Source organism: Flavobacterium niveum, from assembly GCF_055231775.1.
On the sequence record NZ_JBUYSX010000001.1, the window covers coordinates 602409 to 616243 of the forward strand.

General features: G+C 40.5%; 6 protein-coding genes. 3 read left to right on the plus strand and 3 right to left on the minus strand.

Going from position 1 to position 13835, the window contains the following annotated elements:
- Positions 1-89: 89 nt before the first annotated feature.
- Positions 90-2858 (minus strand): substrate-binding domain-containing protein, encoded by a 2769-nt coding sequence (locus ACZIX4_RS02600; RefSeq protein WP_463334048.1) that lies wholly within the window; start codon positions 2856-2858, stop codon positions 90-92.
- A 520-nt stretch (positions 2859-3378) separates the two neighbouring features.
- Here ACZIX4_RS02600 and ACZIX4_RS02605 point away from each other — a divergent pair.
- Entirely contained in the window at positions 3379-4569 is a 1191-nt protein-coding gene (locus ACZIX4_RS02605) for a T9SS type A sorting domain-containing protein (protein ID WP_463334049.1), read from the plus strand.
- An 85-nt stretch (positions 4570-4654) separates the two neighbouring features.
- Positions 4655-6289, plus strand: coding sequence for a GH32 C-terminal domain-containing protein (locus tag ACZIX4_RS02610; RefSeq protein ID WP_463334050.1), 1635 nt, complete (start codon positions 4655-4657; stop codon positions 6287-6289).
- A 192-nt stretch (positions 6290-6481) separates the two neighbouring features.
- On the opposite strand, the gene ACZIX4_RS02615 is transcribed toward ACZIX4_RS02610, so the two are convergent.
- The gene (locus ACZIX4_RS02615; RefSeq protein ID WP_463334051.1) at positions 6482-6733 is read right to left on the minus strand and encodes a GIY-YIG nuclease family protein; all 252 of its coding nucleotides are present in this window, start codon (positions 6731-6733) and stop codon (positions 6482-6484) included.
- A 1186-nt stretch (positions 6734-7919) separates the two neighbouring features.
- Here ACZIX4_RS02615 and ACZIX4_RS02620 point away from each other — a divergent pair.
- Positions 7920-9956 (plus strand): hypothetical protein, encoded by a 2037-nt coding sequence (locus ACZIX4_RS02620; protein ID WP_463334052.1) that lies wholly within the window; start codon positions 7920-7922, stop codon positions 9954-9956.
- 7 nt (positions 9957-9963) lie between these two features.
- Here the strand turns inward: ACZIX4_RS02620 and ACZIX4_RS02625 are convergent, their stop codons facing one another.
- Positions 9964-13680 (minus strand): nSTAND3 domain-containing NTPase, encoded by a 3717-nt coding sequence (locus ACZIX4_RS02625; RefSeq protein ID WP_463334053.1) that lies wholly within the window; start codon positions 13678-13680, stop codon positions 9964-9966.
- Positions 13681-13835 lie beyond the last annotated feature (155 nt).

Below are 13835 nucleotides of genomic sequence, written 5' to 3' on the forward strand. Positions count from 1 at the left end.
AAAACCTTTTCTTCTATATCGTTGTAGATATTAAATTGTTACATCAATATCAAAAATGTTACTTGTATTTTGTTTTATATCGTGCCCGTTTATCCTGTTACTTTAAAATCTTTAGGCGTTACGCCATATTTATTTTTGAACGCGGTAGAAAAGTAGTTTGGCGATGAATATCCTAAAGCATAAGCAACCTCACTCACGTTCATATTCCCTCCCTTAAGCATTTCGGATGCGCGCTCTAATTTGATGTTATTTATATGGTCGCTGATATTAATACCTAAAATTGCTTTTACCTTACGATACAGCTGTACCCGCGACACCAGCATTTTTTCTGCAAGTTCCTCTACTGAAAATTTCGGGTCTTCCAGGTTTTCTGCAATTATGGTGTTCATCTTCGCTATAAAATCCTGTTCCTGGTTCCCGAACCGGGTTTCCGGGTTTACTTTATAAATATTATTCGTGTAATAATAGCGTAGTTTTTCCCGGTTGAATAACAGGCCTTCAAGGTTGCGCTGTAATACAGAAAGGCTAAATGGTTTTGTAAGGTAGGCATCTACACCGGCCTGTAACCCTTTCAGCAGTGATTCTTTATTGCTCAAGGCGGTAAGCATTAACACAGGGATGTGGGATGTGCGCAGGTCTTTTTTTAATATGCGGCTTATTTCAAAACCATCGGTACCGTTTAGGTTAATATCGCAAATAATAATATCGGGTATATTTCTGAGCGCAAATGAAACAGCATCAGTGCCGTCGCTGGTTGTTACGTTGTAATCGGCACCCAGTTTATTTCCAAGAAAATTAACAAGGTCAGGGTGGTCTTCAATAATAAGCAGGCTATATCTTTCGTCAGTAGCGCGCTTTTGCATGGGTGTTGTTAGTTCTGTTTCAGATGTAAAAAAGTCCTGGATTTTAAGCAGGCCCTCTTTTATATCCTCATCCTGCCGGTTAATTTCTGTGGCCAGCAAATGGTTAGTGCCTTTTTGTAATGACAGGATAAACTCTGTGCCGTGCAGGGATTTTACTTCGAGTTCTCCCTTATGCAGGGTAACAAATTCGCGGGCAATGTTTAGCCCTATGCCGGAACTGTTTTTCGTATTGTTAGAGGCTTTAAAGAATGGGTTAAACACCTGCGGCAATTCCGATTCGGGTATCCCGATGCCGGAGTCCCTAAACACAATTTTTACATGAGAAGGGGTTTCCTTAATTACAATTTTAATTTTACCGTTGTCAGGGGTGAACTTAAAAGCGTTAGAAAGTAAATTAAAGTACACTTTATCTATCATGCCGCGGTCTATGAAAACATCGGTTCCCCTGTTGTCGCAGGCTACAATAAATTCTATATTACGACGAGCTGCTTCCACTTTAAAATTTGCCATAAGTGCTAAAGTGAAATCATAAATATTTGTACGTGATGCCAGCAATGTAAATTTGCGTTCCTCAATTTTCCTGAAGTCAAGCAACTGGTTAATAAGGCGCAGCAAGCGGTTAGAGTTGGTGTAAATAAGCTTCATTTCTTCCATAAGCTTGGTGCCTTTAACCTTTTCATTTTCAATGAGCGATTCGGCATAGCTTATAATCAGTGTTAAAGGTGTTTTAAACTCATGGCTCAGTCCGGTAAAAAAGCTGAATTTCGCCTCGTTATTCCTACGGGCCTCTTCTGCCATTGTTTCCAGTTCATTTTTCTGACGTGTTACGGTCTGGTTAAAACCTTCAAGCTGTTGTTTTTTCTTCTTTAGCGAAATAGTACTGTAAATGCTGTATAAAGCCAATGCCAGTATGGTTATCAGGAAAAAAGACAGTAAACGCACCAGGTGCTTTTGGGATGTGAATTCTTCCTCCTGTACTTTTATTGCATGGAGCTGGCCTTCTATAACTTTTTGCTGTTGGTCTACCTTATCCATCTGGTTTTCTATGATTTCCGCATTGTTGCGGTCTACCACAATGGTATTGAGGATATTATTTTTTGCAAAAGGCTCGCGGTTGTATATGGTAATGGCCAATTTTATGGCTTCGTTACCGCCGTTAGGGTATAGTATAGTAGCAGCCAAGGCTCCGTTCTTTACCAGCTCAATACCGCCATTTGGAGTATTAAGGGCATCAACCCCAATAATTTTAATGTTTTTTTCCAACCCCATTTCTTTGGCGGCTTCCCAGGCGCCGAGGGCCATACGATCGTTGTGGCAGAAAATATAGTCAATCTCTTTCTGTTTTTTCAACAGTTGTTTTAGCTGGCTTTTTGCAGAGGGCAACTCCCAGTCGCCACTAATCTTTTGGATTATTTTCAACCTTCGGTTCAGGTCTGTCATTTGCATGAAACCAAGGCTACGCTCATAAGCGGGTGAAGAAGCATGTGCACCGGTTACCTCCACAATATTTACATTACCTGTAGTATTGGCCAATATGTATTTAGCAGCATTGCGCCCCACTTCTATATTATCGGCTCCAATAAAGGCTGTAAAATCTTCATTATCGGTTTTACGGTCTATGGCTATTACAGGTATGCCACTATTAAGCGCCTTTTTTATAACCGCATCCAGCGGCTGTGCTTCAATAGGCGATACAAGTAATATGTCTACTTTGTCGGATATCAGTTTTTCAATATCCGAAATTTGTTGCTCTACATTGTTTTTGGCATCTTTTATGGTCAGTTCAGTTTCAGGATGCAGCGATGCCTCCACAACCATCGACTGGTTCATTTGCCTGCGCCATTCGTCTGTGGTCATTGCCTGTGAAAAACCTATCCGTATTTTTTTATCGTCTGCCTTTTTACTACAGGCAGCAGGAATTATAAAAAGCCCGAAGAAGAGCGCAACAATTATTACTTTAAAGCATTGCCGTAATGTTAGATATAAATTGGGCATAAGAAATATAAAAATTAGATAACAAAAAAATAGGTGGTAATACAAAAATACATGTATTTTTTTATCAAATTCTAAATTTAAAGTTGGCATGTTGTATTTAAGCAGAATTTATTTGAATTTGTACTATAACGTTTTCTGTTTCATGTAACATTGCTATATGTTGCTGTTACATAATGTTAACTATTTCGATTTCGTGAATTGTGTGTTGTGTTCAAAAGTCTGATAATTAAGTTTTTAATATTATTGGCTCACCTTTGTTTTAAAAACGAAGTTTTTGTTAAAAAAACAAATCCCACTAATAGGGTTCTCATCCTACATTGCATTTGGTTTTTAAATGGTGCAGGAAGATAGTACCTGTTCTTTGTTCTTGCCATTCCCTCCTCTAAATGCTAACAAATCCTGGTGTACATAGTACTACCAATGGCTATACAATATTGAGACTCCACTCAATGCTTTTCTAAACCTAACATCCATTTCAATGGGCATATATATTAATCTTTAAACTCAAACTACTTTAATGATGAAAAAATTACTTTTATTTTTTGCAATATTATTGGCATCTGTTGCCAATGCACAATTCCCTTCAGTGGGTATATTAGGCACAGCCACTACATTAGGATGGAGCGGCACCCAGCCCGATATTGCCATGAGCACTACCGACGGGATTCATTATACTTTAGGCAACATGCCGTTGTACACCGGCGGCCTGAAATTCCGACAGGATAACAGCTGGCCACTAAACTGGGGAAGTACGGACTGGCCCAGTGGTACCGGAGTACAGGATCAGGGCGGCATGGATGTGCCCGTGCAGGTAGGGGTGTACGACATTAGTTTTAACCTGGAAACCAAAGCATATGATTTTCTATATAAATTTCCGGTAATAGGCGTGCGCGGTGCTGCAACTACGGTAGACTGGGGCAGTACCGATGGCGATATATTATTTGATACACAAGATGGTATTACCTACACTTACCATAACCTTACCCTTACCACAAACGGGCTTAAATTCCGCCAGGATAATGACTGGCCTAATAACTGGGGAGGTAATAGCTGGCCTTCGGGTATGGGAATCTTTAACCAGGATGGGGTAGATATACAGGCAGTTGAGGGAAGCTATGATGTAACGTTTAACCGGACTACACTTGAGTATGACTTTGTACAGATTTTCCCATCTGTAGGTATACTGGGCAGCGCCACCACTGCCGGTTGGGATGGACCGGACATCGACATGCAGACCACTGATGGGGTGGTTTATACATTAGAAAATATAACCCTTACTGACGGGGGATTAAAATTCAGGCTTGACGACCAGTGGCCTGATAACTGGGGCGGTACAGGCTGGCCTTCGGGAACCGGCATATTTAACCAGAATGGTGTTGACATTCCCTGCCAGGCAGGTGTCTACAACATTACCTTCAACCTAACCACATTGGCCTACAGTTTTGAAGAAGTGGTGGCAGGAACCGAGAACGCACAGGCGTTAGCTATTTCGCTTTATCCCAATCCTGCATCAGATGCTATAAACTTTTCTTTTGACTCAACCCATACGTTTTCGGTTGCTTTTTATGACATGAATGGCAGAAACATCTTGAACTTTGAGGCAGTAAATCCAGATATGGCAATGGATATTTCCGGTTTCGCCCCAGGGGTGTACTTTGCAAAGGTAACCACAGCAGCTGCGTTATATAACCTTCAATTTGTCAAAAAGTAATGCAGCAGCTTTTTTGATAGTTTTTTACAGGCCTGTACCATAAAGGGTGCAGGTTTTTTAAGCTAGTAACCAAACCTTATTTATTATGAAATATAATTATACACCCGGTAAGGCCTACATTTTAGGTTTTACCACGTTGTCCATGTTATTTGGCTGCAGCGAAGAGGTTGCCATACAAGAGGCGGCACCTCATGGCCATGCCCTTAAAATCGCAGCACTGAATTGTACGGCACAGGCAGAACAAACCGACTATGGTGTATACCGGATGGTATCGGACGGCACGCGGATTGGCGATGTAATGCCTTACTATAACACAGCCGACGGCAATTTTTATATTTACTACCTTAAAGACATTTGGAATGATGCTACCCACAAACGGCATCCCTGGTACGGGTTTAAGACTACGGATTTCTACTCGTACTCTCAGCTTTCGGCAGGGGAGGTTTTGAGTTGCAGCAGTGATGCCTGTAAACAAAACTATGCTTTGGGCACAGGTAACATTGTTAAAAACGGAAGTAACTATTATGCTTTCTATACGGGGCATAACCCTAACTATCCCTCTTCCTGTGTTACAAAAAAAGAGGGGATTATGCTGGCAACTTCTGGTAACCTGAATGCCAATTTCACACACAATGCTTCGTTTGCTACAATATATCCACCTACAGGACAGGGATTTGATGAAAACGAGAATTTCCGGGATCCGTATGTTTTTTACGATACTGGTTCTGCTTCTTATATCATGTTGGTATCTGCCCGCAAAAACGTTGGCGGAACCTGGAAAGGTGTAATTGCAAAATACACTTCTTCCAACCTTACTGCCTGGAATTATTCAGGTGTGCTATATGATGGGGGCAGCGACAATTTCTTTATGATGGAGACCCCGGAAATTTTTAAGTTGGGCAGCACATATTACCTGCTTTTTTCCGACATTAACAGTAAGTATGTCTACTACCGGAAAAGCAGTTCTGTTAATGGTCCCTGGAGCCTGCCTACAGGATTGAGCCGTTTTGAGGGCAAGGGGCTTTATGCTGCTAAAACAGCCTCAGACGGTACTGACCGTTACATTTTCGGGTGGACAAATATACTCTCCGGTCATACAGATTCCGGTTCGTGGAGCTGGGGTGGTAACCTCGCTGCGCATAAGATTTACCAAAAGGCGAATGGCGACCTGGCTGTTGCCATACCCCACACCCTGAAGAACAAAATGGAAACTAATAACCACACCCCGGTACAAAGCAGCCAGTGGGGCAACATAACTGCGTTGGGCAGCGGGCTCTCATATCAATTGTCGAGCCCGGCAGCACTTGATGTAACAAATATTATTTATGACCCTATTGACCTTCCGCGTTACAAAATAAGTGCTACGGTATCATACAGCAGTTGCAATAAAGATTTTGGTTTTATGATAGGGGCCTGTGACGGTTATGAAAATTTTTATAGCCTTCGTTTTGTGCCTTCACAAAACCGTTTCAGCCTTGATAAAACGAATCGCTCATCGCTTACCACCACTACCGTTGCGTATAATGATGTTCCCATATCGTTGCAACCCAATACAGCTTATGACGTGCAGGTTGTTATTGAAAACTCCATGCTGGTTGCCTACATTAATAATGAAGTAGCTTTAAGCAGCAGGGTATATAAAGCAAGTAACACCAATTGGGGCATTTTTGCGGACAACAGCACAGCATCCTTTGTAAACATAAAGGTAACCAAGCCTTAATTTAGTATTATTTTTGATAGGGAAGCCTGTTTTGTTTGTTAAAGCGGGCTTCATTTTTTACAGCAGAAATAATTAAAAACAAAAAAGCAGAACATTTAATGTGTTCTGCTTTTTTAGTCGGGGTGGCAGTCCCGCTGTGGCGGGAGAACCTGCGACCTTCCCGCCTCAGTGGGACGCTATGTCCGGGCTATACTACAAATCATATGTGTAATTAATATCATTAAGGTACCGGGTAGCCCCACGCTTTTTAATTTTCAATTCTAAAGCCATAGCCTCAGAACGGGTTTCAGTTTCTGTAGAATAAATCAGTTTCCATGGTGTACCGCCTTTTGTTGATTTAGATTCGCCCGAGTTATGTCTTCTGAATCTGTCTTCCAAATCGTTGGTTTGACCAATATAAAATTTTGATTTTGTTTTGCTGTAGAGAATGTATACGGTGAACATAGGTTTAAGGTTGGTTAAAAACAAAAAAGCAGAACATTAAATGTTCTGCTTTTTCAGTCGGCTTGACGGGAGCGTAATCGAACAATTAATTCCATTATTGACATTGTTTAATGAAATAGAGATGTGATTTAATTGATTGATTTATAGGTTGATATTTCTTTTTTAGGTTATAGATAGAAAAGAGATTCTTTAAATTAGGAAGATTGTTTAAAAGGAAATATTATGAAATATAAATTAAACATCATTTAATTATCAAAGATGACAGGAGCGAATAGAACACTTAGTATTTTCGACAAAAAATGTTACTAATATGATTTACAAAAATTATTTTAAAGATTTAATAATATAGTAGAATCACTTACAAGAAATTGCTTTTTTTAGTGCAGAAACTCAATCAAAGCAAGTCTCTCAATAATTTGTATAACCTTTAACTGTTTTTACAATTCTTGCTTCGCAGTCCATTGTAATTTTAGTTTCTCGAAACAATAAAAATTAATTTGTGAGTAAATACAATACAATGACCCGCTTTCAAGCTCTCGATTGTAGTGGTGCAGTGCTTGCCACTAGCATAGTAACTCCAGCCGTTGCCAAGGGATTTAATCCTGAAGCTAATACGTCCAGACTTATGGAAGACCCCATCACAATATACCCTTAACCTCATTTCGATAAACGGACCCTTGCTAAGGGTAATTTTTTTCTGTAGCAGGTTTTCTTGCGTCTAAAGGATTTTGGTTAAGACCATTTAAGTCGCTACCTTTAGAGAATGACAAACCCATTAGACATTTTTTAAGTGGACGATATCCGGATGACCAATTTCTTTTAAGGAAGATATACGTCATTAAAATCCCGTTACGATTAGCCATTGGGTATCATCGAGACAATATTACATGAGCGCGGTCATCATTTGTCGTGCGTGATTCTTCTTGACAGATTACACAAGAAATAGAGGCTTGATAGGGAGAAGAGCGATTAGGACTAGGCCGAAACTGATGCCTCTATTTTCAAAGCTTTTCCAAAACAAAGAAGCATTTAACCAATATAGGAAGCAATGCCTAATCCTAAATACATATATAATGACGGATGTTCGAGATTAGATAGATTTTGGGTTGAGATGTTAAAGGTTAGCGCTGGTAGCTCATGATAAAACTGCATTTCACTAAAGTGATTTAAATTTAGAAATTACACGATGACGTCAGATTTAATAGTACTTAATTCCGATGGATTGAACAGGGACGGCTTCTGCTTCACCGTAGGGGCACTCGAGCAGGGAATCTATGATAATGCCTTTACAGGCATGCCAAACCTGGTCGCACATGATATCCATCGCCCGATTGGATGGATTTATCCTTTCGGGCTGCATTTGCAGCCGTGGCTTTCCCGAATGATAGGGAAACAGTACCTCATGGATGATATCCAGGAAACCAAACAGCTTAGAAATAAGCATCTCGAGTATTTGAATACAAATAATGAAAGGGATTGCGCGCCTTATATAGAAGAATTTACGCAGCTCCTTGGCGCACATATTTGCGAAAAAGGTTATTTCTATCATGACAATTGCGTAGCCTATCTTAAAGATGGCATAGGTCAAACTATTTTTTCAGAGCTTTTTTCAAAGTGTGACAAAGATGGGCTCATATATGTGGCGGAACTGCTGAAAGAGTTTGATTATGCGGGTTACGGGGTATTCAAGAGCAAAAAGACACCGTTCGCATTATTTTGCCACCAGTACTTTAGAAGAAACCTCTCCAGACGAAACAAACCTAATGTGTATTTTATTGATGACTTTTTCTCGCTCGCAGAGAGGCCTGAGGTGACTTTAAGAATCGCACTTGATACTGATATGATTGGACTGGCGAGCAGTTTCCGACAACATGTGGAGCTTGATTTTTGTTACGGCCCTCAATTCAATGACGATATTTCCGAGATTAGGAGCGGTGTGGCCCGATATAGTTGCAGTGAAGAAGAGAAGTATTTTTCAGGGGTATCAATGACAGATTTTTGGTGGAAAGATGACGGTGAGGAGCGGGTACTGGAAGTTGAGGAGATCAGGGAATCACCTTCCCTTGGCATTAGCTCAACCCAATATGGAAACCGGTATATTCACTCCATATACGATAATGATAAAAGCTCTTTCAGGCATTTTGATGGTGCCATAAGGATGTATGACGAGGATATGATAATGGAGCGTTGGGAGACTGACCTGAAAAAGGCCGGAAAACGTTCTGATTATCGTAAGATCTTCAGAATAGATGGTGCTCTCAGTCTTGCGCAATGGAAACAACTGATTGTTTTTTATTTTAATGGGAATCCGCTAACCTATGAATACTTTGGCATAAAAGAAGAATACGAAGCCATGAAGCCTATTGAAAGACCTGTTGGTAAACTCGAGGAATTAGTACCGTATTCAATTGCTCAAAGTGACGGCATCCGTTTATATATAAGCTATCATCCGAGAATAGAGACGGGAAGCTTTAGTGAGCGATTGCTAATTAATACTGATCGTATGCAATGGCAGGAACGGGAAGTGGCGCTTGTGCCGCCAGAGTTGCTGTCCTGGATGGAAATACTCAAGGACTCTGGGGGTAGCATAACCTTACCTGAGCCCATAGATGTCGTGCATACCTGTGACAGGTATTGCGGTTTCCCAACTATACTTCACAGCAATGAACGCACCCAAGAGTTGATTCAAGCCACATTGGCAACCTATGGAAAGCTTTTCCGGCGGAATAATATGATTAATAATTCGTGTTCCATGAGCATTGCATGGCCAATGGGCGAGAGGACAGTTGTATTATCGGTTTACGGGCGCAACAGTGAAATAAAAGAATGGTTGCGAGCGTTTCCGGATATCCCTATTGACAGAGATGGTTTCCGGGATTTTATTGACAAGCAGAAAGCATGGCTTAACCGTCAGTATGAGAGCGCCACAGCAGAAAGAGTAGGACTTATACGCCCAGACGGGATTCAATTTATAAACAGGCGCGTTATCGACCCCAATTGGATTTGTGATATCAGCCAAGTTTCTGAAGGACTTCGTTATGAGTTGAAAATCCCTGAAGACGAACAAGCCATTGAAGAACTGCTAATGAATAAAGAGGTGTATGCTGTGCCCATGTTCAGGACAGGGATGCTGCAGCAAGGAGATTATAGCAGCGAATCCCACAATCGTGTCACAAAGGCTGAGGTAATTGCCTTTTTGTGGACGGACGCGCCATTACTGTAGCGTAACTTTAAAATCCCCATTGCCGCATGAATTCATCTTTCTCCCGCCGTATCATGAAGCTTTCCAAATCAGCAATAGTCTGGTCGATATGCATGATGTGTTCTAAAAGTGCTACAGTGCCTTTGGCTTCGAGGTATGCCTTGAACTTTAAGGCCTCCCCAATACGGTGACGTATACCCGGGAGGCTGCTGCCGCCACCGGAAACAATCCCCTCACGTACAAAAACAGGTATTTTGGAGAATAGTTCAAAGCTCTTCTCTTTTTTGAGTATAATGTCCAAAAAATCAAATAGCTGTTCTTTATACCACGACTGAACAATGTTCATTGCAAATGCAATCTGACGGGCGTCATCCTTTTGGCTTACATATTCTTTCAGCAGGGGCACCTCCTTTCCGCTTTTCTCCTTGAAAATGTAAGCGGCCTCTGACGTATGCCCGGATAAATAAAAATGCTGTGAAAAGTGGTCGAGAATTATAAAAAATACTTTCTTATGATCTATATCTACTTTCCATAGCTTGTGGAGCTTACTGTAACGAATTTCTCCCCGGGTATAGAAATCATTGATGCTGTAATTCAAGTCAAGATAGGATTGGATGAAGTTGTCATCGTATCGCATCAGAATCATTAATCCTTTCAGGTCGTAATCGTACTGGTGCTTATTATTGCATGCGTGGTAGATTGCTTCAAGGACCTTATAACGGAATTTAAAAAGTTCGGGATAGTTATGATGCAGGTAAATGAAAAAATCCGTATCGACATACATCATGTTCCCCTTCCTAATATTTTGCTGAAGCGAATCAATTATATAAGAACAGGCCGATAATGTATCATGCCCAATATTCATGTGTTTTTCCAGCAGACGTCCAAGCAAAGGCAGGTAAGTAAAGGTACCATTGTCGATATATTTGACCAATATCCCGAGATCTCCGGCAAGCAGTAGCGCATCAGGCAATTGCATCCAGAAACTTGACAGATATCCTTTGCCTCTTGTAGTCGCATTGAGGATATTCCGAAATGCTTGGGTCGATTCGGTATCAAATGGAAACACAGAGAATAGCCTGTAGAGTTCAAGTTCACGGCTGTACTCGTATGTAAAGCATAGAGCAAATAACTCATAGAACAGGTTTTTATTTTCTTTAGATAATATTTCCAGTATGACATTGATGGAGCTTACGATTGGCGTTTGCCTTATAAAACGTCTGTCTTCTACCAAAATATGGTTGATATCTTCAAGGAGTTGCCTGTAATCCTTGAGGCCGTATCCGGAAACGAATGCCTTAAGTTCAGCATATTTTGCCTTTTCAAAACCCTCATGATTACCTCTGTACTCCCTGCGTAAGACTTTGTCCGCATTCAGGGTTTGGTATACACGGTATCTTCTTTCGATGAAGCGCTTTTTTAAAGACCTGTTATAGGATATCTTCAGGTCATCAAGTTTTTCCAAGTAGTGCTGCACCAGGAAACAATGGGTGTAGGACGCTGTACTGTATCTTGACTCGAAAAAATTGAGCATTATCTGCTTATCATGCTCGAGTATTTCCCTCACATGCCTGAAGTGATTCACATTGTCGGTATAGTTTTGGACAGCTTTATAATGAAGGGCTTCAAGCCCCGGTATCTCAAGGCAACTAAAAACAAAGGAGAAGAGTTTGGTGCGAAACGCTATCTGAGCCTCTGTAAGGTAAATGCCCCGCTCCGAAATAAAATATTTGTCTCCCGCATTTCGGTAGGTTGTGTGGCTGTCCTTTAGAAAGGAGGGTGCTACAAAAAGCAATATCCGTGAATAAGCGACTGGATTGGATGGTAGTTTCACATAAAGAAAATCGATAACCTTTATCTGTATTTCATAATCAGTATATTCGCTTCCTTCCTCATATGCAAGGTTCTGGACCAAAGCCTTAAGGTACTTGGAGAAATTTATGCTATTTTTTAATCCGTAGCAATTCAATAATTCAAAGGCCATCCCAAATCGTTCGGGCAAAGCAGTGAATTGTAGCAATATATCAAAAATGATATCATCATAGGCCTGTATGTTATTGTCAGCATACACACTGAATTCACAGGTTTCTAAACATAAGTCCTCCTGTGGGATACTTTCAATTCTTTTATGGAGCTCCATTAGTACTTCGGCTGAGATATAATACCACAACTCCCGTGCATAATTGTCTAATTGGCCTTTCTTATATTTTTCCCAGTATCTTTTTATCTCGGGCTGTATGGCATTCTTGACCTTAGCGAAATTATAATTTGTATTCAACGGATTCAGGATATGTACCATCGAGAATCGGTTAAGCTTATAAGAAAGTTTGAGCATTGCATAAAATGGAAGAAGCTGATGCTCTATAAATACATTATAAATCAGGTATTCTGCAAGTATCTGATCCGAAACCTTATAAATGCCGGCATGCTCATCAAGTATTTCCCTTGACTGTAATAAAATCATCTTCTCCCTGAATACTTCTTTCCTTATACCAAAATACTTCTTAATTTCAGTAAGGTGTTCACCGCTTCCACTATTTACGCTTCGGTACAATGCCACAATAGCTGCCGTTTTCAATGCTTCCTCATCATTAAGAACACCAGGGGCAGAATCCAGTATCGATGAGAAGTAGCCTACATAAATTTCTTCGGCCCCTGACAATAAGTTATTGTTATTTTTAAGAAAGGCAACCGCACACATGATAGCTAAGCGCGGATTACCTTTTGATATATCATAGATTCTTTCCACTGTAGTCTCGGGGATATTAAAATCCTCAGAAAGGAGTATATTCTTTAGCTCATCATATGTGAAGCGTTTCAGCTCTATGAGCCTGAAAAAATCCAATGCCGGCTTTATTTCGTTGGCAGCGTAATTCCTAACTGTGAGCACAGCTTTAATAGTTCCTGCGGGTCGCATTTTCATAAAATGCAAGATCTGGCTCAGATTATGCCTGAGTTTATTGGCGTCATCAAGAACCAGAATATATTTCTTATTTTGATGCAGCTGCAGGTTAAGGTCATCCCATAGATTAAGGTTTCCCGTTCCTGCAATAACTTTGGAATGATAACCGGGTAGATTTGTTCGGATCTCCTCCAGCAGCTGTAAGGCAAATTTGGTTTTGCCAGTCCCAGGCTCCCCCGATACGACCAATATATGGTTCTCACTAAGGTTTTGTATCGCCTGCGTAATTTCAGTCTTGCGGTTAAAGAATTTATTTTTCAGGGATATGGCATAACCGCTTTTGTCGTAATTGTCTATGAATTCGACAGGCTCAAATATCTGGTTGGTGCTGAAAGGGATATTCAAATCCGGTAATATTCCGGAAAAATCCCTCAGTATCCTTGTTGCTAGGTTTTCAATATCAATGATCTCAAGGCGTATTGCACTTTTCTGTGAAATATAGTCCTTTGCTGCTCTGTAGGTTTTTGGGTGTACCTTCTGATTGCAAAGCAGCAAGATATGCAATATATCATGATGCGGGATTATATGCTGGTTTAGGCAATGATCGATGTCTTTCCTGAATTTTGCCAGCAGACCCTTTTGTAATGTAGTGACTTCACCCATAATATATCCACCTTCTGTGGGGATGAAAATATCGGGTGTTCCCGGCCTTGACTTTTCGACTCCAAGGGCTGTGCCGGGGCTCATGAGAGAATCATATGTATAGGCCAGAAATTTTCTGCAGATGATTGCGAACTTGTCAGCATTACATTGTCTTAGGGCATCTTCTATTCGGGTCAGCATAGATATATGAAATAATTCAAATATACGATTTGGCAAATATTCCGGGAATCTTATTTTATCTATATTTATTCATATTTTTTAACAGAACTAATAATTGATTTATACTACTGCAAAATAAGAGTATGTGATTGTAGCTCTATCATTAGAGATTAAAA

What these genes read in the sequence shown, in the direction of transcription:
- ACZIX4_RS02610 (WP_463334050.1), top strand. Translation starts at nt 4,655, where the DNA reads ATGAAATATAATTATACACCCGGTAAGGCCTACATTTTAGGTTTTACC.
- ACZIX4_RS02605 (WP_463334049.1), top strand. Translation starts at nt 3,379, where the DNA reads ATGAAAAAATTACTTTTATTTTTTGCAATATTATTGGCATCTGTTGCC.
- ACZIX4_RS02615 (WP_463334051.1), bottom strand. Translation starts at nt 6,733, where the DNA reads ATGTTCACCGTATACATTCTCTACAGCAAAACAAAATCAAAATTTTAT.
- ACZIX4_RS02620 (WP_463334052.1), top strand. Translation starts at nt 7,920, where the DNA reads ATGACGTCAGATTTAATAGTACTTAATTCCGATGGATTGAACAGGGAC.
- ACZIX4_RS02625 (WP_463334053.1), bottom strand. Translation starts at nt 13,680, where the DNA reads ATGCTGACCCGAATAGAAGATGCCCTAAGACAATGTAATGCTGACAAG.
- ACZIX4_RS02600 (WP_463334048.1), bottom strand. Translation starts at nt 2,858, where the DNA reads ATGCCCAATTTATATCTAACATTACGGCAATGCTTTAAAGTAATAATT.